This is a genomic window from Brachyspira murdochii DSM 12563 (assembly GCF_000092845.1).
Taxonomy (GTDB): Bacteria; Spirochaetota; Brachyspiria; order Brachyspirales; family Brachyspiraceae; genus Brachyspira; species Brachyspira murdochii.
On sequence record NC_014150.1, the window covers coordinates 2850858 to 2875238 of the forward strand.

The window sequence follows — 24381 nt, forward strand, 5'->3', positions numbered from 1 at the left end:
TTGAATATAAAGATAAAGGTTAAATATAAAAAATGTTAGTTAAATTTTCAGTAGAAAATTATAAATCTATTTATGATAAAATAGAATTAGATTTTAGAATAAATCCAGAAAATTATGATAATAAAGAAAGTATTGATAATAATCCTTTTGTGTTAAAAATAAATGATGATTATATTTCAAAATTATGCTTATTTTATGGGCATAATGGTTCAGGTAAAACCAATATATTTGAGGCTATATTAGATATATGCTTATCTAATGTTGATAATGATTTTTTAGATGATATATATAAACCTAATATTATTTATGGTGAAAATGAAGAATCTAAATTTGAAATAGAATTTTATTCTAATGTTTTGAATGAAAATAAAAATGAGTATTCATTATTTAATTATAAATTAAATGTAAAAAATAAAGAAATAGATGATAAATATAAGAAAAGCATACAAATTACAAAAGAAATTCTTACAGAAAATGGTAATGTAGTTTTTGAAAGAATTAATAATGATTTGATAAAAAATACAATAGCAAGTGATAAAAAAAGTAGAATACGTTCTGATGAAACATTTATATTGTTTTTAATGAATATATATACAGCAAAAAAAGAAAAAGAATTTGATACTATAATGAAATATCGAAAACTTATGATTTCTATATTATCTACTAATTTAGGAATAAATTATTTAGAAACTCCTAATTTTACTAATACTCTTTTTAATGAAATATATAATGATTTAGATGAAGTTAATTTATTGGAATTTTATATAAGTTTAATAAAAATAGCTGATTTGGGTATAGATGATATTTCCTTTGAATTAGATGAAGAATATGAAAAAATTGAACATCTTACAAAAGATATGAAAAAAAATTATGAGGAAAATAAAAGTAAATTAAGAGAAAATAAAGATTTTTTAGAGAAAGAAAAATATATTGATAACATAATTTCTTTGATTGAAAATTTAGAGGCATTGAATAATAAGAATGATAATGCTATAAAAAAACGTAAAAAAGTCATTTCATACAGAAATGGTAAAAAAGCTCCATTTGATGAGATAGAATCTGACGGAACTAAAATATATGCTTTTCATATGTATAACATCGTAAAGTCTTTAAAAAACGGTTCTCTATCGTTACATGATGAATTTTACGGAGTTCAGCCTGATTTGATAAAAACTGCATTTTTGCTATTTAAAAAAAATAGATATAAAGAGATTGAACAAACTTCTCAGTTATTTATGACAACACATGATATAATGCTCATGGATTTTAAATATTTGATTTTGGAGCAAGTTAAATTTGTTGTAAAAGAAAATAACAAAACTTATGTTTATTCTGCTTCTGATATAAAAGGATTAAAAAAAGAAAATTTAATTGAAAATTATAAAAATAATAAATTAGGTGCAAAATATTTTCCTAGAGCTTATGATTTACCTATAAAAATGTATCTTAATAATAATAGTGAGTTATAAATGAGTTTTACTATACCTAATCTTTTAAAAGAAAGTAAAAAGAATAAACTAATATGTCTTTCAACTGGTATTTATGAGAAGAAATATTTATATTTTTTATTAGAGAATTATAGAGAAATAATAGATTATATTTGTAATCCTAGTGAATTAGAATTAATAGATAATATAAGAAAATATCCTAATTTTAATAAAGATTTTAATCAAATAGATGATCGTTATAAAAATGCATATGAGGCTTATAAAGCAATAAATGAAATATTAGAAATTGTAAAATTAAAACTTGAAGATCAATTTGCATTAGTAAATGATAATTCCAATTATATATTAGTTATGGTAACAGATTGTGATAAGGGACCTTTAGATGCTTTTGTTAAATTAAAAAATGATGTAATGGAAATTATAAATAGTAATAATTATAGAATTGATTATTATTTTATATTTTCTTATAGAGGCTTTGAAGATTGGATGAAATTTTATCTTAATGATGAAAAAATTAATTCTAAATTAAAATATATAAAAAAAGAAATTGAATCACTTATAAAAGAAAAAAATGCTACTATTTTTAATAGGCATAGAGATGCTATAAATAAATACAAACAATTTACAAATTATGATTTACCATTAAATAATTATGAAAGTATAAGTAATTATCCGTATTCTGACTTTCCGTACTTTTTAGAATATTTAGAACAAAAATATCATGTACATATATAATTTTAATATAAAAAAATAAAAAAATAAAAAAATGTTAAAGCAGTTTTTTAATAAACCGAGAATAATTGTAAGTATTATTTTATTATTTAGGATTAAAAAACTATGAATATGTTTGCTGATACAACTTATGCTAAAACTATGACAGTGGCTAAAAAGCTTTTAAATGTTTACGGGCTTAGAGCGGAAGTTATAGCGGATAATATAGCAAATGTATCTACTCCGAATTTTAAAAGAAGCGATGTAACTTTTGAATATCAGCTTGCAAGAGCTTTAGACAGTGAGAAATATGACGGTATGGAAGCTAAAAGAACAGATTCCAGACATTTTCCTTTTCATATGCCTATGAATTATCAGGACGTTGCACCTACTCTTACAGTAGATTATGATACTAGCTATAGAAATGATAAAAATAATGTTGATATAGATAAAGAAATGGCAGAAGAAGCTAAAAATACTTTGCGTTATCAAATGTTTACTCAAATAGTTAATGCTCAGTACAGAGAAATCAGAAGAATGATAGGTAATGCTTAATAGTTGGTATTAAGGAGAATAGAAATGGGAATATTTTCAATTATCAATACATCAGGAAGCGGTTTAACGGCTCAAAGAACAAGATTGGATGTTATAGCTGATAATATAGCGAATGTTAATACTACAAGAACTACAGAAGGCGGAGCTTTCAGAAGAAGCAGAGTTATATTTAAGCCTAGAGATGACGGCAACAAATATAGAAGCCCATTTTTACCAGAGGCTTTACAGCCTAATGTTGGTACGGGGGTAAGAGTTTTCAGCATAGAAAAAGATATGGAAACTGCCACTAGATTTGTTTATGATCCCTCTCACCCAGACGCTATTAAATACGGCGAAAAGGCAGGTTATGTAGAAATGCCTAATGTTAACCCAGTTACAGAAATGGTTGATATGATGGAGGCTTCAAGAGCTTATGAGGCTAATTCTACTATGATTCAGTCGGCTAAAACTATGTTTGGAAGTGCTTTGAATATAATCAGATATTAATTAAGATTTTATTTTTATAAATTTTTTATAAAAGGATATTTTTATGAATGTTGGAAATGTTGGCGATAATTACGGATTTATATTAAAAACTACTGATCCTAGACATTACGGACCTGCTCAGCAGTTAAGAAGAAGTTCTAGTAATGATTTGATAAGCAATTTTGGTACTATGCTAAGCGATGCTATTGAAGCTGTTAATCAGAAACAAGTTGACAGAGATAATATTATAGTGCAGGCAGGCATTAGACCAGATCAGGTTGATGTATCCGATGTGATGAATGCTATTGCTGAGGCTGAATTATCACTTAGTTTTACAAAAGCAGTTGTAGACAGAGCAGTAAGAGCATATCAGGAAGTTACAACTTACAGATAATTAGATAATAAAGTAAAATATAATAAATAAGAAATAATGAACAATAATAAGCTGTTCTCCTTCAAAAAAGAGTTATTAAGGGCAAGCGTTTATGGTGTGATAGCCATAGCGTTTGCCAACTTAATTTTTTTCTCTATATACAATAATAATCAAATATATATCACAATTATTCTTATAATTCTTGAAATAATCACAATTGTATTTTTATATTTGGATGCATCAAGCATAAACAAAAGAAAATTGATATTTATAAAAAATAATTCGCAGCTGGAACATATTTTAAATAAAAATGTAACTAAAGAGCATATTATAGACAGGCTTAGATATTTTGGATACAGTATGTATTCTATTAATTCATCAAGAGTGTTTATAAATGCCGATGTAATAAAAAATAAAAAATCTATTACAATACATGCCTACTATTTCTTTTTAGCGGATATTGATAAAGACGGAGAAGCTGTTTTAAATAATATAAAAAATGAAGTAAATGAAATATTTGATTTATATATAGATGATAATCAAAAACTTTTTAGAAAAGATGATGATAAAGATAAAATATTAAAAGCCAAATTGTATAATCATGCTGTTTTTATTTTTTATGGAAATAATGTTTCAAACAGATTAATAGAGATGTCAGAATATGGATATACAAAAGAAAAATTATTAAATACTAATGCTCAGATATTTACCGTATCGTATTTGCCTAATGAAAATAAATTATATTTTGCAGAAGCTATAGAAAATGTTATAAATATATCTAAATTTCCAAAGAATGATTTTGTTTATATAATCAAAGATATTTTTTCATTGTAAATAATTTTTATAAATTGATTATTATGATTTACAAGTATAATATTGTTTTTTATTATTTTTCGATTTATATTTTTATGATAGTTAATGTATACTGTTATTATATAGATAATTGGTATAAAGATTTTATTTTATAATTTGATTTATATAATTATATAGCTGCAATAATAGATAATAGAGGAAATATGCCAGAAAATAAAAATGTAAGCAAAGAAAAAATAGCCAAATCATCATTAAAAATGTCGCTTGTAACAACAATAAGCAGAGTATTTGGACTTGTCAGAGATCAGATACAGGCGGCATTACTTGGAACTACATTTATAGCTGATGCTTTTGCCATAGGATTTATACTTCCAAATCTTTTAAGGCGTTTATTTGCTGAGGGCAATATGGTGGCAAGTTTTATACCAGTATTTACAGAACTTGAGAAAGAAAAGGGTAAAGAGGAATCAAAAAAGTTTTTTAGAGCTGTTTTTACTCTTCTTGGATTAATACTTATAGGTGTTGTTGCTGTTGGTATCATAATTTCTCCTTTACTTGTTAATATACTTTATAAATCAGGCAAAGATAATATAGAAGCATTAAGTTTGGCATCTGATTTATCAAGGATAATGTTTCCTTATCTTTTATTTATATCATTAGCAGCATTAATGCAGGGAGTTCTTAATATAAGAGGATATTATTCCATTTCGGCAGCAAGTCCTATACTTTTAAATACAGTTATTATATCTATGGCACTGTTTTTTTATTTTTTTATGCCTAATTTTTTCAGCAATATGGCTTATGTATTTGCATTTGCTGTATTATTAGGCGGATTTGTGCAGTTTGTGTATCAAATGCCTTTTGTTCATAAACAGGGATTTAGTTTTAAGCCTTATTTTAATTTTAAAGATCCTTATGTTATAAAAATGATAAAATTATTTGCTCCGGGTATATTTGGGGCTAGTATATATCAGATTAATTTACTGGTATCTACTGCATTTGCAGGTGCTATCGGAGAGGGTAGGGTTTCTGCTGTTACATTTGCCACTAGAATACATGAATTTGTTTTAGGAGTTTTTGCTGTAAGTGTTGCAACTGTTATGCTTCCAACTCTAAGTAAACTTATAACAGACAACAAAAAAGATGAAGCTGTTGAAACTTTATCATATTCTTTAAGACTTGTAGCATTAGTTACCATTCCAGCTACTTTTGGGTTTATAGTATTGGGTAAAGAAATAGTGAGAATGATATTTGAATACGGGGCTTTTTCTTCAAAGTCTACATATCTAGTATCAAGTGCTTTAAGGTATTTATCAGTTTCATTATTTTTTGTGGCTAGCTACAGAATACTTGTACAGTCATTTTATGCTATGAAAGATATGAAGACTCCTGTTTATATAGCATTTTTTACATTTATAATCAATGCTGTTAGTAATTATTTGTGTGTTTATGTATTTAAATTTGATATTATTGGAATATCTATATCAAGTGTTATTGCAAATATTGTATCTTTTTGTATACTATATGTATTACTTATGAGAAAATTGGCTGTAAGGTCAATAATAAATAAAAAGATAGAAATAGTAAAAACGGCAGTATCCAGTTTATTTATGGCAGCAGCTGTTTACGGAGTTAAATATTATTTATTATCAAATGCGGCTGATTCTAGGATATTTTTCATATTTAAAGTATTTATAGTAATACTGTTGGGAGTTTTATCATATTCTATTATTAATATATTAATAAGAAATGATGATTTTATATCTTTTATTAATATGTTTATAGGCAGATTATTTAGAAAGTTTGTAAGAAAATAATAAATATCACTCTCAATAATAAATCATAAATATCCGATAAGTTAAGTAGTAATTTTTTTAATAAAGATAAGGTTTTTTCTATGAGTCTAAAAAATAAGGTACTTTTATTAGTTATTATCGTTGTCATTTTAGCATTGTCTCCTACAATTTTTATAAATACAAAGACTAATAAAGAAGCATTATACGATTCGGCTATGAATGTTTCGCAAAATTATTTTTATGATATAGGTTCAACATTTGATAGTATATTTTCTTCAACTACAGTAGGAACAGTATCTTTAGCGGATATAGCTACAGTGTCTTATGATCTATACTCTACAGGAAGTGTTGCTGATGTTGCTACAAACCTCAGAAAAGTTATTTACCGTTTTCATAAATCTCAGACTGCTTTGCATCATATTATAGCAAACGGAATATATTTTGAACCTAATATTATAGAAAATAATCCCTATATGAGAGGTATTTATTCATTATATTTATATGATGTAGGCAATACTGGAAATATGCAGCCTATAATAGAGAATGCAGGTGAGAACTATACTCAAGAGGAATTTTATTCTTTAGCATTGCCGGATAACTGGAACAGAGAATCAAGAAGACCTAGAAATATTTATTATTCTTCACCTTATCTTAAAAATATTGATAAGCCTCAGAAAGTTATTTCTTTTTCTTCTCCTATATATTCAAGTGTAAATGATAATCTTATAGGGGTTTCTTTATCAGACCTTTCTTTGGATATAGCTCATGAAATGCTTACTAATATAGTAAAAACAGGTCCTTTTAATACTGTTATTTTTGATTCAAGAAATAAAAAGATAGTTTATCATGATAATCCTAATTATATATTAAGCAGTATAGAAGATATAGAATGGATTAATAACGCTATCAATAACACCACATTTTATACTAATACAAGAATAAGAGAAAATTATCAGGTTGAAAACGAAAATTATACATTATTTTTCAGACAGTTTGATAACGGATTTTATAATATATTTATGTATGTTCCTACAACTTTCTTTTACAATGTGCTTACTACAACCAATAATACGATATTCTTAATATTAATAGTTGCAATACTTATTATTATAATAGTGTTAAATATAACAATACCTATATCATTAAAACCTTTGGATAAAATTTCTCAGGAATTGGAGTCTGGTGTATTTGACAATAATATATTTGTCAATGTAACTAAGATTAATTCTAGGGATTCTTTAGGAGATTTAAGCACTTGGATAAGAATATTTTTTGATATGGTTCAGCATGTATTTTCAAGCGTATCAAAAACACTTAAAGTATCAAAAGAACAGAGCAATGCTTTAAAAACTAAAATGACAGATATTTCTGAGGCAGCAGGAGCTATGACAGAGAGTGTAGGTTTGATAATAGATAATATTTCCTCTCAGCAGACAGAGTTTAAGCATGTGGAAAGCAGTAATTTGGAAATATATAAAATTATAGCATCAAGTTTGGCACAGCTTATATCTATTGATGATATGACGAATAATCTTCAAAGTAAAATAGATGATCAGTCAGTAAGTTTAAATCAGATAAACTCTCTTACTGTAACTATGCAGAAAGATATGCAGGAGGTATCTACTTCTGTCGGCAAAGCTAAAGAAGAATCAGAACAGGTTGTTTCTTTAGCACAGGACAGCAAAGATAAAATAGTAAAAACAGAAAATATTACAAAATCTTTAATATCTTCAATAAGAGGTATTACAGACTTTGTAAACTCTACTATAGATATATCTCAGCAAACTAACATGCTTGCGATGAATGCGGCTATTGAGGCAGCACATGCCGGAGAACAAGGTAAGGGTTTTGCGGTTGTTGCTGAAGAGATAAGAAAATTGGCTACTACTACCAATTTGCAGTCTGAGAAGGCTTGGAAGATACTTAGAGATATAGAAAAAGAAATGAATCAGATTATGTCTAGTATGACAGAAAGAATATCAGCAACAGAAGACATGCTTGCCAAAATGCAGAATTTTGTTAATACTATGAATAAAGTGAAAAAAGTAGCTGATGAAAAATATGTTTCTACAAAAGAAATAAGTGTTTCTATAGAGAGTTTATATGATGCTGTAAAAGTTATTAAAGAACAGTATACCGATTTGCATGGAAGAATATCAGTTGCTAAAGATGATTTAGTTAATTTGTCAGATTTCTCTAAGAAAAATGATGAGGCTATGAAGCTGGTATCTCAGAATACGGACGATATAGTTTCTAAAACTCAGGATATGGGCGGTCAGATAGGAAATGTATTTGACCTTATAAAAGAAATAGAACAGCTTTCTACTGTTGCAAGTGATTCTGTAGATGCACTTGAAAAAGAGATGTCTAACTATGTTATTAAAGACTTTGAAGAAGTGCTTAAAGAAAAAATTAAGATTATTAATGAAGGCGACAGAGCCTACAGCAGAAAACCATTTGTTCAGAGCATTTATAGGTTTGTAGTTGCTTCTTTTGGTAAAGATAAGTTTCAGAATCTATTGGAACAGATGCCTGATGAATGCAGATATATATTTAAAGATATTACTAAAACTAAATTTAGAAAGAAATATCCTTTATCTTCTTCATTCTTTATTCCTATGACTTCTATAATGGACGAGTTTTATGATGGTGCTAGAGAAGGTATAAGAGAAAAAGCCAGATATGATTTTAAGAAATTTTCTTTCTTTACAAAAATGTTTATTAAAATATCATCTAAAAATGCTTTGGCTGATGTATTTGTTGACTTCAATAAAAAGATGTTCAAAAATATAAATATTGAAGTGGTTAAGGCTGAAAAAAGACGTATAATTTACCATTTACAGTATTTCCCTAATTATGATTCTATGATAGAAACATATTATGATGAAATGATAAAAAATATATTCAGATTCAAATATCCTAATGGTTCTAAAGTGAAAATGACAAAATCTATAAGTAAAGGATATATTTATACTGAATATATTATAACTTGGTAGTATATAAAAACAGAATATTTTAGTAAAGCCTAAATCTTAATAGATTTATAAGATTTGGGCTTTTTTATTGCTAATAGCTTTATATATTTTTCCGAGAAAATAATATATAAATTTATTATTAGGGATAAATTATGAACATAACTGATAAATATAATTTGAGCATAAATAGTGCCAATTTATCAAAATTAGAAAATACCAAAAAACAGTATGGAAATGCAAAGTTTTCTATAGATGAAAATATACAAAATACATCTGATAATAATGCAGTTTCAAAGTATGGAAAGGATTTTGAGAAAAAACGTTTAAGACAAGTTTCAGAAGATTTTGAGGCTTTAATGATTAATCAAATGCTTAAAGAAATGAGAAAAACAGTAGATAAAAGCGGTTTGATAGACGGCGGCATGGCTGAGCAGATATTTGAAGATATGCTTTATGATGAATATGCAAAAGAGTTCTCAAAAACAAAAACTTTCGGTCTTGCTGATATTATATATAATCAAATGGAAAAATATGTTTAAATATTGTTTGTAATATCTGTAACATAAAGTTATGAAGATATTAAAATTAATACTATTAGCTTTTTTAGCTTTATTTATCATTTATGACAATAAAAATCATATTAAATATTATCATATAGAAGTAGGAGAACTTTGTTTAATAAAAAGAACTACAGGTTTTCCTTGTCCTGCCTGCGGTATGACTAGGGCACATATAGAAGCTTTTAGATTAAATTTTAAAAAGGCATTTTATTATCACCCTTTATTTGTACTTCCTGCCATTATATTTGCTGTTATTATATTAAGAAATAAATCAAAAACAGCAAATTATATCTATAACAATAATTATATAATATTCACAGTTTTATTTATTTTTATTGCAGTATATATAGTAAGATTTGTATTATTATTTCCGCATAAAGAGCCTTTTACATACAACTATGATAGTAATTTATATATAGTATTGAAAATTTTTAAAAATATATTTTAATATTTTTATAAGTTTTATATAGAAACTTTTTTCCAAAATATTATTTTTGGAGTTTATCTTTTATAGCTGTAAGTTTCTTTAAATAGAGTGTAGGAATATAAAATGAGAAATATATTATTATTAATATTACTATGTATGTTTTTATATTCCCCTCTTTACTCACAAGAGGAAATTGATGATTATGAAAATGCTGATGATATTCAAGTATTACATAAAGAAAAACAGCTTCTTATAGACAGAGCAATTATTATTAGAAAAAGTCAGATAAAAGCCTCAAAGTCAAAGAATATAGCAGAACTAATTAAAGAATATGCAAATATAGATATAAAAAATAAAACCGTATATTCTCAGTCTACTTTTATACTAAATGGTGAAATATTAAATAATGAAGAGAAAAAGGTTTATCTTTTTTTGTATGATAAAAATAATATAGATTCCATAGATATAAATTATCATGTTTTAAGCGGATCTATAGTGTATAATATTTTAAGTAAAAAATATGCCGAAGCAGAAAAACTTTTATATGTCAATCTATCAAGAGATGTTCAGATGGATTCTGATAAAACTATTAAATATAAGAAAACTCAGACAAATGAAAGCAAAACTACAGGAAAGATGAATTTACTTGAATATAATTTGAAGAATGAAAATAATAGTTCATTGAAATTTAATGTTAATACTTCTGGAGAAGAGCGTGGAGGAAGCACTAAAAAAAGCACATCTGCTGATTTTAGGTCTTATGTTAATGGAGATGTGAATTTTAATATAAATCCAATTAAACAAATAACATTTACAGGAAAATATTTTGTTAATATGCAGACAGATATTGCCCTTCTTAATAAGGGATATACTAATAATATAAAATCACAGAATCTATATCAGGGCGGAAATGTAGGACTTTCATTAAAGCCTCATGATATAGTAACTATAGAAGCTGTATATTTTATAAGTTCTAAGAAGAATCTATTGACTAATAATAATCAGTATTTAACTACTCAGGGAAGCAAAACAAGCATAACATTCAGCATACCTATAAAAGATATTAACTCTACAATAAAAATAAAAGGAAATTATTCTTATTTGGTTGGTCAAAATCTATATAATGTTAGCGTACAAAATGACAGTCTTCCGGGGCTTCCTAAACATCAGTTTAATACTTCTCTTGAGTATATATACAGTAAAAACAGCAAATTTGAAGCAAGTATTCTTCTCAATGTTCAGTATATAGGAGATAAATACAATAATACAACTAAGTCAGAATCGGATAAGTCTTATACTACTTTTGATGTGATAAGTTCATTTGTGTTTAAAAAAGATATATCATTAAAATTGGGTATAAAAAATATATTGGATGTAAAGTATGAAACTATTAAAGGATATCCTATATCAAGCAGAGAATATTTTGTAAATGTTTCTGCCAAATTACGATAATAATTAAGCTATAGTTTAATATTTATTAATCTATTAAAATAACAGTATATGGAAATATTATGAAAAAAACTTTTCTTATTATCGATGCCTTCGGGATACTTTACAGATACCACTTTATTTTTTTGAAAAGACCTCTTTTAAACTCTAAGGGGCAGAATGTTTCATCTATCAATGGTTTTATGAGAACTTATTTTTCTCTTATAAATACCTATCCAGCAGAATATACTGCTATAGCTTTAGACAGCTCAAGAAAAACATTCAGAAATGAAATATATAAAGAGTATAAAGAAAACAGAGAAAGTATGCCTGATGATTTGAGAAGTCAGATACCTATACTTTATAATTTGATAGATGCTTTGGGAATATCAAGAATAGTGCTTGATAATTATGAGGCTGATGATATTGTAGGAACTATTGCTGAAAAAAATAAAAAAGAGAATATTAAAACTATTATTTACTCTCCGGATAAAGATATACTTCAGCTTGTATGCGATGATGTTAGGGTGGTTGCTAGTAATAAAGATAATGAACTTATGGAGTATGATGAAGAGACTGTTAAGGAGAAGAGAGGAGTTTATCCTAATCAAATAATAGATTTACTTGCTTTAATGGGAGATGCTTCTGATAATATACCGGGAGTTAAAGGGGTAGGTGAGAAAACTGCTTTAAAACTTCTTGAAGAGTATAAGAGCTTGGACGGAATATATGAAAATATTGATTCTATAAAAGGAAAAGTGCAGGAAAAATTAATAGAATCAAAAGATATGGCATATATGAGCTATAAACTTGCTACTATAGAAAAAAATATAAAAGATTTTAATTTGGATTATAATGAGATAGCAAAAAATAAAATAAATATTGAAGAAGTTAATAAAATATTAGATGAACTAGAATTAAAACAAATAAGAGATAAAATTAATTCTTATATATACGGAGTAAGCAGCAAAAAAGAAGAAAAGGTAAAAATATTGAATAATACTGATGATTCATCTAAATCCGAAGAAAATAAAGAAGATAAAAAAGAAGAAAGCCCAATACTTAGTGCTAAAGATAATAAAGCAAGCTATTATTTAATAGAAAATGAAACAGAATTAAAAAATTTATTAAATGATATTAATAGCAAAAAATTAGTATGCGTGGATTTTGAAACTACAGGTCTTGATGTATTTAAAGATACTATAATAGGAATATCTTTTGCAATAAGGTCTAATGAAGCATTTTATTTAGATGTAAGCGGAAGAACAAATATAGATAAAGATAAATGCATAGATATGGTATTTGAAACTTTAGCCAAAGAAGATATAAAAGTTATAGGACATAATCTTAAATATGAATACAAAATGATGAGGGCTATTAATAAAAGTTTTGGAAATATGTATTTTGATACTATGGTAGCAGCATATTTGATTAATCCTACAAGAGGAAGATATAATATGGACGATTTGGCTATTGCGTATCTTTCATACAATACTATAAAATACAGCGATATAACGGATAATGCTAAAAAAACTTTATTGGACGTGCCTTTAAAAGATGTTGTTGAATATGCATGCGAAGATGCGGATATAACATTTAGATTTTATGAATGCTTTGCTCCTCTTTTAAAAACACATAATCTTGAGGAATTATTTTTTAATATAGAAATGCCTCTTGTAAGCGTACTTGCTGATATGGAGTTTGACGGAGTATATATAAGCAGCGAAAAGATGAAAGCATTATCTGATGAATATTCTTCTCTTTTAGAAAAAACAAAGAAAAAAATATATGCAGAAGCAGGGGAGGAGTTTAATATTCAGTCTCCTAAACAGCTTGAATATATACTATTTGATAAAATGGGAATACCTCCTACCAAAAAAACTAAAACAGGATTTTCTACTGACGAGGAAGTATTAACAGAATTATCGCAGAAATATAAAATAGCTGAATATATGCTCACATACAGAAAATACGCAAAATTAAAAAATACTTATCTTGATGTATTTCCTACTTTGATAAATGAAAAAACCGGAAGAATACATGCTTCATTCAATCAGACAGTAACAGCTACTGGACGTTTATCATCATCAGAGCCTAATTTGCAGAATATTCCAGTGAGAGGAGAAGAGGGCAGAGAGATAAGAAATACATTCATAGCTGAAAAAGGAAATTTACTTATAGCAGCAGACTATTCTCAAATAGAATTAAGACTATTAGCACATTTCAGTAATGACCCTGCATTAGTAGAAGCATTTAAAAATAATGATGATATTCACAGAAAAACAGCAATGAAAATATATTCTGTAAGTAAAGAGCATGTAACTGCATCAATGAGAAATATTGCTAAAATAATAAACTTCTCTATTATTTATGGTAAAACAGCATTCGGACTTTCAAAAGAGTTGGGTATAAAACGTAAAGAAGCAGAGGATTTTATAAAAGGATATTTTTCTACTTATTCAAGAGTAAAACCTTTCTGTGAGGAAGTTGTTGAGGAGGTAAGAAATAAAGGCTATGTTCGTACTATGTGCGGAAGGATTAGAGATTTATCTAAGACTATAAACTCATCAAATGCTATGGCTAGAAATGAGGCTGAGAGAATGGCTTTAAATACTCTTATTCAGGGAAGTGCTGCGGATATGATAAAGGTAGCTATGGTTGCTATACATAAAGAGTTTAAAAATCATTTTAAAACTGCCAAAATAGTTATGCAAGTTCATGATGAATTAGTAGTTGAAGTTTCTGAAAAAGAGGCAGATAAAGCCATGACTATAATGAAAGAGATAATGGAGCATTCAGTAAAAACTAATGTTCCTATAACAGTTGATATACATAAGGGCAACAGTTGGGGCGAGGTTCATTAAAATTATGATATAGATTTTGAGTTTTCTATATGATAGACTTGTTTCAAGACTACTTGATAATATTAATTATAAAAATTATTTAATTTTAAAACTATAAATATAATGTTTTACATGTTGTGTAATTTGTTATTTGGGTATATAAATATGCAGTCCTTTTGCTTCTACCCTGCCTACGGCACACAGAGTGAGGCGGGCTGTGTCTGGGCACCACCGAGTAGGTGCCTTGCCTACGGCACGCAGAGCGTCGGCAAAAGAAGTGGAGCCCCGCTTATAAAATAAAAAATACTAAAAATTAAAATAATATAATTACCTATTGATTTACTTTTTAAACAAGTCTAATATTCTTATTTTTTTTATCAAATATTATAAAAATTTTTTATTGTTTCAGCTGTTTTATCCAAATCATTTTCATTTATTCTTGTATGTTCTTCTCTTCTAAACCAAGTAAGCTGTCTTTTAGCAAAATTTCTAGTACGCTTTTTGATAAGTTCAATGGTTTCTTCCAAAGACATAAAATTATTAATCAAATAATCATAAACTTCTTTATATCCTATAGCCTGCATAGATGTATAACTATTATCTATACCCATATCTATAAGTTTTTTTACTTCATCAACAAGCCCATTTTGAAACATTATATCAACACGCTTGTTTATATTCTCATAAAGAATGTCCCTATCAATATCAATTATATAACTTAAATATTCTAAATCAATTACAGGTTTTCTTTCTTTTTTTAATTCTGAAAATTTTTTACCAGTGTTATAGTAAACTTCCAAAGCCCTTACAACTCGCCTGCTGTTAAACCTATCTATATTTTCAGCAGCTTCTTTATCTATTTCTAAAAGTTCAGAATATATGTTTTCAAGCCCGTATTTATCTATCCTGTCATAAAGTTCTTTTCTAATTTTAATGGAATTTTCTTTATTGTCATTTTCTTCATCGAATATACCGTATTTTATAGCGTCTATATAAAATCCAGTACCTCCTACACCAAATATAGGTTTATTATCAATGCTTTCAATAACATTTTTAAATATATCAAGGTATTCTTTTATATTGAAGTTGATATTTGGTTCAAGTATATCAACCATTTTGTAGTTATATTTATCAATTTCTGATTTGGTAGGTTTAGCCGAGCCTATATCCATATATCTATAAACTTGTATAGAGTCTATAGATATTATGGCGGCATTATTAAAATATTTGTCTATCAATTTATGAGCAAAACTGCTTTTTCCTGATGCTGTAGCACCAGATATAAAAACTATTTTTTTCACTTTATTTATTCATCTTTCTTTTTAGAAGCTCTTTTCTTTTTTTTAGGTTTTTCATCATCTTCCTGATAATCTTCATAATCATCATCAGAATCATCTATATCAGGAATTGTATATTCTGCTGCTGTTTCTTCTTCTGAAGTATCTTCATCAGATTTGTATTCATTTTCATCATATACAGTTTCTGTATGTTTGAAAGGTGCTTCTTCATCTATAGTCATATCTACACCTTCTTCATATTCATACTTAATTTTTCCATCAAGTATATTTTTCATAACAGTAGGTATGTATTTTCCTCCTCTGTATTTAGTTTCACCTTTAAGAAGTGTAGAACCATTTTTAGCTAATTCTATCATAGCTCTGCTAAGTTCATAGCGGTTGCCTTTATATTCTATAAGTTTCTCTAACGGTATTATGCCCATATATTAAACTCCATATAATTGATTTTTATAATTTAGAATTGATAGCCTCTTCTAATTTTGTATAAGCTTCTTCAATATCATTATTTTCGATAATGATATCAAATTTATCTTTATATTCTAATTCTCTTTTGGCGTTCCATATTCTAAGTTTGATGCTTTCTTCTGTTTCAGTACCTCTTTCTTCAAGTCTTTTCTTTAACTCTTCCATAGAAGGAGGTGTTATGAATATATAATTTGCGTCTATACCTTTTTCTTTTATATATAAAGCACCTTGAATATCTATATCGAGTATTAGTATGACATTTTCATCATCGGCTTTTTCTAATTCTTTGAAAGATGTTCCGTAATAATTATCATGTACAGAAGCCCATTCTATAAAATCGCCTTCATTAATCATTTGTTCAAACTTTTCTTTATCTATGAAGTAATAGTCTTTGCCTTCAACTTCATTAGGACGCTGAGGTCTGGTGGTATAGGAAACGCTGAAAGTCGCGTTAGGGTGATTAGATAGATATTTTTTTATTAAAGTAGTTTTACCTGCAGCTGATGGGGCTGTAATAACAACGATATTGCTCATAGTACACCAAATATAGAATTGTGAATAAGTATATCATATTGCTTAAAAAAAAGCAAGTTTTATATAATAAATTTCCATCAATATATAACTTATTCAATATATGCTGTAAATAAATATATTAAACCATAAATTAAGATATTTATAATGTATTATTTTGATTAAAATTTATTTTTGCATAAAGCATTTATATTAATTGATATTTATTTGTTTTGATGTATAATTAGGAAAGTTTAAAAAGAACAAGGAGTAATTTTTATGTCGGATATAAGAGTTCGTTTCGCTCCATCTCCAACAGGTTTTTTACATATCGGAAATGCTAGAACTGCATTATTTAATTGGCTGTACGCCAAAGCTATAAAAGGTAAATTAATTTTAAGAATAGAAGATACCGACCAAGAAAGAAGCACTAAAGAAGCTGTTGATATGGCTATCAAATCTTTAAAATGGCTTGGTATAGATTGGGACGAAGGTCCTGAAGTTGGAGGAGATTACGGACCATATTTTCAGTCTGAAAGACTTGATATATATAAAAAATACACTGAAAAACTAATGGAAGAGGGTAAAGCATACTATTGTTTTTGTACTTCTGAAGAGTTAGAAAAAAAATCTAATATGCAGAGAACTCTTAATCAGCCTATTATTTATGACGGCAAATGTAAGGATATACCTTTAGAAGAGGCTAAAAGAAGGGTAGCTAACGGAGAGCCTGCTAAAATAAGATTTAGAGTACCTAAAGGTCAGATTGTTACTTTTGATGACTATGTAAGAGGCATTGTAAAGACAAACAGTGATGAAATAGGCGATATTATTATTGTAAGAGAGAATGGTTTTCCTACTTACAATTATGCTGTAGTTATAGATGACATGCTTATGAAAATTTCTCACATTATAAGAGGTGAAGATCATATATCAAACACCCCTAAACAGATACTTATTTATCAGGCATTAGGTGCAGAAGTTCCTAGATTTGCTCATACTTCTTCAATACTTGGAAATGACAGAAAGAAATTATCAAAAAGACATGGGGCAGCAACCTTAATGGAATATAAAGATGAAGGATATCTTCCTCAGGCTATGAGAAACTTTTTGGCTTTGCTTGGCTGGACACACCCTGATGCTTTAGAGACTATGGTTGATGATGATATGATTAAAGCTTTTAAATTAGATCGTTTTTCTAAAAGCCCTGCTATTTTTGATACGGCCAAATTAAGACATTTAAATGCTTGGCATATAAAAAATACTGATTTGGACGAAATAACTAAACTATTTATACCATATTTAGTTAATGGCGGATTTTTAAAAGAAAATTACACAGAAGCAGAATATGCTTGGGCTAAGAAACTGGTATCCGTTATAAGACATAACTGCGTTGTTTTATCAGATATTGTTAAATATGTACCAGTATTTTTTGAAAATGATTTTGAGCTTACAGATGAAATGAAAGAGCTTGTCAATAAAGAAGAAAGTAAAAAACTTCTTCAATTTATTAAAAATGACATAGAAAATACTGATGAAATCACAGATGAATATATGAAAGCATTAATTAAAAAAGCACAGAAAGAAACAGGATTAAAAGGACCTAATCTATACCACCCAATACGTTATGTATTGACTGGAAGTGCCGCAGGAAGCGAATTATCTCATATATGCGAACTTCTGGGTAAAAAAAATGTTCTTTACAGACTATCTAAATACATTTAATATTGGGGAATTAAAATATGATAAATGGTAAACCTTTAATACTTGCTGTAGATGACGAAGAGCCTATTAGGGATCTTATCACATACACTTTTGAACCTCATAATCTTGAAGTTGTTACAGCAGAAAACGGTAAATCTGCTATAACTATATTAGAACATAATCCTGTAGATGTTATTATTACAGATTTGCTTATGCCTTCTATGACAGGGCTTGCTCTTATAAGAGAGATGAAGAAGAGAAAGAGTTCTATACCTATCATAATAATTACTGCTTATGGCAATACAGAAATGGTAAAAGAGATTATTGCTGAGGGAGTATTCAGACTTATAGAAAAACCTCTTGACTTTGATGTATTAGTTCCAATAGTTCAAGAGGCTATAGAATATAAAAATAAGCAGGAAAATAAATAAATTAGTTTTTAATTATAAAAAGGCTTGAGTTTAATTAAAACTTGAGCCTTTTATTTTTTATTTATATGCATTTTGCTGCATAAAAAGCTATGATTTATTTTAGAATATACTAAAAATTTTTAAGTTTGTAATTTTTTTTATTCAACTTTTTCCAGCCGCACTTTCATTCGGTCGCAGGCAGACTTCGTCAAAGTTTTTATCTTTCGGATACGCTTCGCGAAAAACTCAATTGCTAGAACTTTATATCTTAAATATATGGTAATATTTAAAATTTGTACTAAAAATGCAGTTCTTTCACCGAAGGTGTACATCGTATGCTTCAGAGTGAGGCGGGATGTGCCTGTGTCACCAAAAGAAGTGGTGGTGTGCTTTGAGAGCTAGTCCCCGCAATTATAAATAAAAATAGTTTTGAAACAAGTATAATAGACTAGCAATAATAAAAGGCTTGAGTTCAATTAAAACTTAAGCCTTTTTTAATTTTCACAACAAAATATTAATCGTATCAATCAAAAAGATTCTCTATCTTTTCTCCTGCTTCATCTAATGCCTTTTCAGCTTTTTCACCCGCTTTTTCCATATTTTCTTCTGCTTTATCCATTGACTTTTCTATTTTGTCAGTTACTTTATCAATTTTATTTTCAACTTTGTCATCTTCGCATGATATAAAGATTATTGATATTATCATACAAAAAATAAAAATAATTTTTTTCATACATTTTTACTCCTAAAAAATATTTATTCCGCTAATGAACAGTAAAGTATAGCCCAATATGTGTTTTTAGCATTTTTATATATTCCAATGCCTATGTGAGTATAGTCGGTATCAAGTATAGAAGATGAATCGCTTTGGTCTTTAATCATAGCTTTGAATATACCGCTTGCTGTTTCATAGCCAGTTCTTATGGATTCTCCGTAATATGCAACTCTTATACCGTTTTCTGCATATATGGTATGCATTTCGCTTCCGTCTGGTCTTTTTGATTCAAATACTTTTGATATCTCTTCTGCTCTTACTGCTGCTGCATTTTGAAGTTCTTCATTTGTTTGATACTCATAAAGTCCAGCCTTTTTTCTTTCGGCATTTATTAATTCAAGTAATTTAGCTGCCTCTTCAGGGTCTTGCGAAAACAAAGGTAAGGCAGATATCATCATACATACTAAAATAAATATAGTTTTTTTCATAGTATAAATCCTAATATAAACTTAATTATAATATATAAAAGCACATTTGTTTATAATAGTAAAAATATTTTTATACTTTTTTATTATTTACATTAAATATCCGCCGCTTTTTTCCAAAACTTCTGCATATTTTTTTACACCTGTATTAACATTCATAAAATCTTTATTATATCCAGCTGCTCTTAATTTTTTCAAATCTGCCTGAGTATATTTTTGGTATTTACCTTTTAATGCTTGAGGAAATCCTATATATTCTATTTCAGAAGATTTGTAAATCTCTCTCAAAGCCTTCGCTATTTCTACAAAACTTTCTGCATTTCCAGTACCGCAGTTAAATATACCGGATTTATTTTCATTTTCAAAAAAGAAATTATTAACTGCTGCTACATCATCAATATGTATAAAATCTCTTAAAAAGTTTTCACTTCCTTCAAATATTTTCATTTTTTCTCCGGCTTTTATTTGATTGAACAAGTGAAAAGCAACAGAAGCCATTCTTCCTTTATGATTTTCCTGCGGACCGTAAACATTAAAATATCTAAGTCCCACTACCTGACTTTGAACTTTATTTTCTTTGAATAATTTATTTAAATATCTGTCAAACTGATATTTTGAAAAAGCATAAACATTTAAAGGATATTCATTTTTTTCATTCTCTTCAAAGCCGTTATCTCCGTTTCCATATACTGAAGCACTTGAAGCATAAAAAAGTCTTATTTTTTTATCCAAACATACATGTAAAATATTTTTAGTATATTCATAATTATTTTTCATCATATATTTACCGTCTGTCTCCATAGTATCAGAACAAGCACCCTGATGAAATATTGCTTCTATTTTATTATTATTTACAAAAGAGGCTGCATCAAAATCCTCTTTATCCATATAATCTTTAAACTTAATCCTATTTAAATTTTTGTGTTTTGAGGCATTTTTAAGATTATCTACTATTAATATATCATCAATGCCCAAATTGTTTAATCCTCTTACAATATTAGAGCCTATAAATCCAGCTCCTCCTGTTACTATAATCATATTAATAACTCCTAATTTTATTTTAGCTGTTAATTTTTTTTATAATATTTGTAGTAGAATATCCATCTACAAAGTCTATAAGCACAGTTTCCTTAGAAAACTCTCTTCCAACAACATCTTCTATTTTATAGTCGCCGCCCTTTACTAATATATCCGGCTTTACTATTTTTATGAGTTCAAGCGGTGTATCTTCATCAAATATCGATATATAATTAATACATTCCAAAGCAGATAAAACAATAGCTCTGTCTGTTTCATTGTTGATTGGTCTGTCATTACCTTTTAAGCGTTTAACGGAATTATCACTATTAAGTCCAAGTACGAGCAAATCTCCAAGTTCTCTTGCTTTTTGCAGATATTGAACATGTCCGCGATGAAGTATATCAAAACAGCCGTTTGTAAATACTATTTTTTTATTTTCTTTTCTATATTCTGATAATACATTATTTAACATTCTTCTTTCTATAAGTTTGTTATTCATATTTGTTTCCAAGTATAAAATTTATTCAATTATAGCATAGAACATATTAATAACAACAATATAATATTGATGCTTCATGTTAAAAATTATTTTTTTTCGCTGCCTCTTAAATTAAATTGTGCAGAATAATTATATATCTGTTTTGGAGTATTGAGACTTTTTTGTTCTAACAGTACATTTGTAGCATTAACTCCTATATCAAAAGCTGGAAATACAACTTCTGATATGTTATCATTTTCATAATATAATGATGGGTAAAGATTTACTAATTTATCGAAAGTAATTATTGATACATCATTTGGTATCGATAATTTTAATTCTCTTAGAGCTTTTAATATTCCTATTGCTAATATTTGATTTGCAGCCAAGATAGAATCAAATTCAACTTTTTCTTTTACTAAAGTTTTTATCATATCATATCCGCTGTAGCTGTTATTAAAGTCTCCGTAATAAACTCTATTAACGCCATTATCTAAATGATGATTTTTTATACTTTCCAAAAATCCTTCTTTTCTTTCTTGGGCATTACTGAGATTCAAACTTCCAGTTATTATGATGGGATTTCTAGCTCCGCCTTCTATTAATAGGTCAGCTGCTTTTTTTGCAGCACTGAAGTTATTAGATAAATTTTTTATATATATATCTTCAAATTCTAAATTTCTATCAACCAATGATATGATATTAGTATTTTTATTATAAGGCAGTCTATCTCTTTTATCTGAAGCAGGAACCCATATTACACCTATCCCTTTATCTTCTTCTATACGGGAAAAAATTTTTGTTTCTTCTTCTATTGATTCATTAGTTAAATATATTTCAAAAGGTATATTATTTTTTTGAACTACCGAAACTATTCCGTTAAACAGATCCAAATAAAAAGTATTGCTCAAATCGGGAATGACTAATATTACTCTTTTTACACATTTTATACTAAAGCATTTATCCATGCCGTTATTTTTTAATATATTATTAACTTTATTTCTTGTAGATTCTTTTACAGAATTTGGGTCTTTTAGCATTCTAGAGATAGTGGCAGGAGAAATTCCGCTTATCCTAGATAGTTCTCTTATTTTCAATTTTATATTTCCTCAAAATTATTTACAAATGTAGTATTTGATGATAAATACCAAAAATATATTATAATATTAGATAAAAAAAATCAATCTATATTATTAGATAAAAAATTAATCAATATTAAAAATATTATACTTGTTTTTTACACTATATCAATAAATATTTATACTGTTTCATTTTTTATTATTTTATGATACCTATTTTCAATATAGTTTTGCATCTCTTACTTCAGTATTCCCATACGCCTCATAAAACGCCCCCCTAACGCGACCGAAGGAAGTACCTTTAGGTATGCGGCTGATTACTACTCGCCTAGCTAACGCACTCCCTACGGTCGGGGGCAATCCGCACGGTATTGCAAAACGTTATCAAACGCCCCCTATACGTGCGGCTGATTACCAAATATTAAATATAATCTATAAAACAAAAACTTTATAATTTAAAATATTATCATAAAGGAAGTACATCTTCAATTCCAAGATTTATTTTTGCATCCTTAAATGAGTAAATCTTTAAATTATTAGTTTTATATTTTTTCATATTTTTATCTTCTGTTAGTAACCAAAATTCAGAATATTTATCATTATTATAAATATTATTAGCATAGGCAGATGCTTGGGCTACTATTAAAGCATCAATTTTATGTTTATATTTTTTTGATTTACATACATCTTTTTTATTATCACATTGACATTCTATTAAGAAGCTAGTATTTTTATATAGGTTTCTGTATTCTGTAATAGAGTCTTCATTAAGATCTATAATTTCAACTTTATCAATACCAAAAAAATATTTAAAGAAGTTAAAAATTTTTTTTAATACTAAATTACTATCTTTGTTATCTTTGGCTTCAGGGATATTTATATTCAATGATAATTCATGCATTACTAGTGAAGATATTACAAAAACATCTATTTTATTTTTTATAAGCTCAAAACTATTATACCATTCTTTTTCACTCTCATTTAACTCACTTTCTTTTTCTAATAAAAAAGATAATGCACATGTATCTAATACGCAGCAAATTTTATTATTCATCTTTATGCCTCATATCTAAAATTCTTTCTGTCAAATTACTGAAATCTAACTCTTTAATTAGCTCTTGAAATTCTTTATAAACTTTTGTATTATCTATTTTTTCAATAGGTTCTAATTTAAATATTTCTATTCCTTCAGTAATTGTTCCATCAGTACCTTTTTTTACTTTGGCATAAATTTTAACATCTTCATATAAATAAATACCCCATTTTTTAGCAATTTTTTTATCTTTAATTGGAAATTTTACTGTTTGATTATTTATAAGAATATGAATATTAATATTAGGAATTTTACCGCCAACATCTGTAATATGCCCCACAAAATAACCAACATAATTATATATAATATCATCGTATATATAATTATTTTTTACAGATTCAAGTAATACATCATTTTCTTCTATGTCTATTTTATCTATACCGTACCTTTCATTAGGGAAGAACTTAGTATTTAATACATCTTTTATTTTATTAATCCAATTTTCAGATTTTTTATTACTATCTTCTATAAATTCTCCCATATCTAATGAAATAAGCAGAGAGCCAGATTTTATATTATTAAGTTTAAAATTTTTATCAATTTTTCTTATTGTTTTCACAAAATTTTTAATAACAGAAATAGCATCTTCTGGCTTCATATCATTAAGATTGATATTATTTCCTTGTAATTTAAAAGTAATAACTTTATTCTCCATATAAAATATATTAATCAATAATAATAAAAAGTCAAATATTTTTTATCTTATTTTGAGTCAAAAAAGAACAAGTAA

At 27.2% G+C, this 24381-nt stretch carries 24 protein-coding genes; 14 read left to right on the forward strand and 10 right to left on the reverse strand.

Annotated elements, in window-relative coordinates; genetic code table 11:
- Nucleotides 1-32 precede the first annotated feature (32 nt).
- The 12 genes from BMUR_RS12620 (at nucleotide 33) to polA (ending at nucleotide 14415) form a co-directional block, all read left to right on the forward strand.
- Nucleotides 33-1469: an AAA family ATPase gene (locus BMUR_RS12620; RefSeq protein WP_013114930.1), complete on the forward strand. Its 1437-nt coding sequence runs from the start codon at nucleotides 33-35 to the stop codon at nucleotides 1467-1469.
- Nucleotides 1470-2183 carry a hypothetical protein gene (locus BMUR_RS12625; RefSeq protein ID WP_013114931.1) on the forward strand — a complete coding sequence of 238 codons (714 nt, stop codon included), beginning with the start codon at nucleotides 1470-1472 and terminating at the stop codon, nucleotides 2181-2183.
- Between the two features lie 102 nt (nucleotides 2184-2285).
- Nucleotides 2286-2714 (forward strand): flagellar basal body rod protein FlgB, encoded by a 429-nt coding sequence (gene flgB / locus BMUR_RS12630; RefSeq protein ID WP_013114932.1) that lies wholly within the window; start codon nucleotides 2286-2288, stop codon nucleotides 2712-2714.
- A 24-nt stretch (nucleotides 2715-2738) separates the two neighbouring features.
- On the forward strand, nucleotides 2739-3200 hold the full coding sequence (gene flgC, locus BMUR_RS12635) for a flagellar basal body rod protein FlgC (RefSeq protein WP_008724603.1): 462 nt from the start codon (nucleotides 2739-2741) through the stop codon (nucleotides 3198-3200).
- A 43-nt stretch (nucleotides 3201-3243) separates the two neighbouring features.
- On the forward strand, nucleotides 3244-3573 hold the full coding sequence (gene fliE, locus BMUR_RS12640) for a flagellar hook-basal body complex protein FliE (protein ID WP_013114933.1): 330 nt from the start codon (nucleotides 3244-3246) through the stop codon (nucleotides 3571-3573).
- A gap of 36 nt (nucleotides 3574-3609) precedes the next feature.
- A complete protein-coding gene (locus tag BMUR_RS12645; RefSeq protein WP_013114934.1) occupies nucleotides 3610-4386 on the forward strand; it encodes a hypothetical protein in 777 nt (258 codons plus the stop codon).
- A gap of 182 nt (nucleotides 4387-4568) precedes the next feature.
- A complete protein-coding gene (gene murJ, locus BMUR_RS12650; protein ID WP_013114935.1) occupies nucleotides 4569-6182 on the forward strand; it encodes a murein biosynthesis integral membrane protein MurJ in 1614 nt (537 codons plus the stop codon).
- An 80-nt stretch (nucleotides 6183-6262) separates the two neighbouring features.
- Nucleotides 6263-9157, forward strand: a complete 2895-nt coding sequence (locus tag BMUR_RS12655; protein WP_013114936.1) for a methyl-accepting chemotaxis protein — start codon at nucleotides 6263-6265, stop codon at nucleotides 9155-9157.
- A 131-nt stretch (nucleotides 9158-9288) separates the two neighbouring features.
- On the forward strand, nucleotides 9289-9675 hold the full coding sequence (locus BMUR_RS12660; RefSeq protein ID WP_013114937.1) for a rod-binding protein: 387 nt from the start codon (nucleotides 9289-9291) through the stop codon (nucleotides 9673-9675).
- A 31-nt stretch (nucleotides 9676-9706) separates the two neighbouring features.
- Nucleotides 9707-10144 carry a DUF2752 domain-containing protein gene (locus tag BMUR_RS12665; RefSeq protein ID WP_013114938.1) on the forward strand — a complete coding sequence of 146 codons (438 nt, stop codon included), beginning with the start codon at nucleotides 9707-9709 and terminating at the stop codon, nucleotides 10142-10144.
- A gap of 102 nt (nucleotides 10145-10246) precedes the next feature.
- Nucleotides 10247-11575: a TonB-dependent receptor domain-containing protein gene (locus tag BMUR_RS12670; protein ID WP_013114939.1), complete on the forward strand. Its 1329-nt coding sequence runs from the start codon at nucleotides 10247-10249 to the stop codon at nucleotides 11573-11575.
- A gap of 59 nt (nucleotides 11576-11634) precedes the next feature.
- On the forward strand, nucleotides 11635-14415 hold the full coding sequence (gene polA / locus BMUR_RS12675) for a DNA polymerase I (protein ID WP_013114940.1): 2781 nt from the start codon (nucleotides 11635-11637) through the stop codon (nucleotides 14413-14415).
- Between the two features lie 356 nt (nucleotides 14416-14771).
- Here polA and miaA read toward each other — a convergent pair whose 3' ends face one another.
- The 3 genes from miaA to gmk are packed head-to-tail and all read right to left on the reverse strand — an operon-like array spanning nucleotide 14772 to nucleotide 16691.
- A complete protein-coding gene (miaA, locus tag BMUR_RS12680; RefSeq protein ID WP_013114941.1) occupies nucleotides 14772-15695 on the reverse strand; it encodes a tRNA (adenosine(37)-N6)-dimethylallyltransferase MiaA in 924 nt (307 codons plus the stop codon).
- A gap of 5 nt (nucleotides 15696-15700) precedes the next feature.
- Nucleotides 15701-16114: a DNA-directed RNA polymerase subunit omega gene (locus BMUR_RS12685; protein ID WP_013114942.1), complete on the reverse strand. Its 414-nt coding sequence runs from the start codon at nucleotides 16112-16114 to the stop codon at nucleotides 15701-15703.
- Between the two features lie 25 nt (nucleotides 16115-16139).
- The gene (gene gmk / locus BMUR_RS12690) at nucleotides 16140-16691 is read right to left on the reverse strand and encodes a guanylate kinase (RefSeq protein WP_013114943.1); all 552 of its coding nucleotides are present in this window, start codon (nucleotides 16689-16691) and stop codon (nucleotides 16140-16142) included.
- A gap of 255 nt (nucleotides 16692-16946) precedes the next feature.
- Between gmk and gltX the strand changes: the two genes are divergently transcribed.
- On the forward strand, nucleotides 16947-18392 hold the full coding sequence (gene gltX, locus BMUR_RS12695) for a glutamate--tRNA ligase (protein ID WP_013114944.1): 1446 nt from the start codon (nucleotides 16947-16949) through the stop codon (nucleotides 18390-18392).
- 17 nt (nucleotides 18393-18409) lie between these two features.
- Nucleotides 18410-18802, forward strand: a complete 393-nt coding sequence (locus tag BMUR_RS12700; RefSeq protein ID WP_013114945.1) for a response regulator — start codon at nucleotides 18410-18412, stop codon at nucleotides 18800-18802.
- 502 nt (nucleotides 18803-19304) lie between these two features.
- Here BMUR_RS12700 and BMUR_RS12705 read toward each other — a convergent pair.
- From BMUR_RS12705 to BMUR_RS12735, 7 genes are all read right to left on the reverse strand, one after another.
- Nucleotides 19305-19514, reverse strand: coding sequence for a hypothetical protein (locus BMUR_RS12705; protein WP_013114946.1), 210 nt, complete (start codon nucleotides 19512-19514; stop codon nucleotides 19305-19307).
- Between the two features lie 23 nt (nucleotides 19515-19537).
- A complete protein-coding gene (locus BMUR_RS12710; protein ID WP_013114947.1) occupies nucleotides 19538-19984 on the reverse strand; it encodes a CAP domain-containing protein in 447 nt (148 codons plus the stop codon).
- Nucleotides 19985-20071: 87 nt separating this feature from the next.
- Nucleotides 20072-21019 carry an ADP-glyceromanno-heptose 6-epimerase gene (rfaD, locus tag BMUR_RS12715; protein ID WP_013114948.1) on the reverse strand — a complete coding sequence of 316 codons (948 nt, stop codon included), beginning with the start codon at nucleotides 21017-21019 and terminating at the stop codon, nucleotides 20072-20074.
- Nucleotides 21020-21041: 22 nt separating this feature from the next.
- The gene (gene rfaE2, locus BMUR_RS12720) at nucleotides 21042-21500 is read right to left on the reverse strand and encodes a D-glycero-beta-D-manno-heptose 1-phosphate adenylyltransferase (RefSeq protein ID WP_013114949.1); all 459 of its coding nucleotides are present in this window, start codon (nucleotides 21498-21500) and stop codon (nucleotides 21042-21044) included.
- A gap of 86 nt (nucleotides 21501-21586) precedes the next feature.
- Nucleotides 21587-22576, reverse strand: coding sequence for a LacI family DNA-binding transcriptional regulator (locus BMUR_RS12725; protein ID WP_013114950.1), 990 nt, complete (start codon nucleotides 22574-22576; stop codon nucleotides 21587-21589).
- 448 nt (nucleotides 22577-23024) lie between these two features.
- Nucleotides 23025-23612 carry a PIN domain-containing protein gene (locus tag BMUR_RS12730; protein WP_013114951.1) on the reverse strand — a complete coding sequence of 196 codons (588 nt, stop codon included), beginning with the start codon at nucleotides 23610-23612 and terminating at the stop codon, nucleotides 23025-23027.
- The gene (locus BMUR_RS12735) at nucleotides 23605-24306 is read right to left on the reverse strand and encodes a hypothetical protein (RefSeq protein ID WP_013114952.1); all 702 of its coding nucleotides are present in this window, start codon (nucleotides 24304-24306) and stop codon (nucleotides 23605-23607) included. Before BMUR_RS12735 ends, BMUR_RS12730 begins: the two co-directional genes overlap by 8 nt.
- Nucleotides 24307-24381 lie beyond the last annotated feature (75 nt).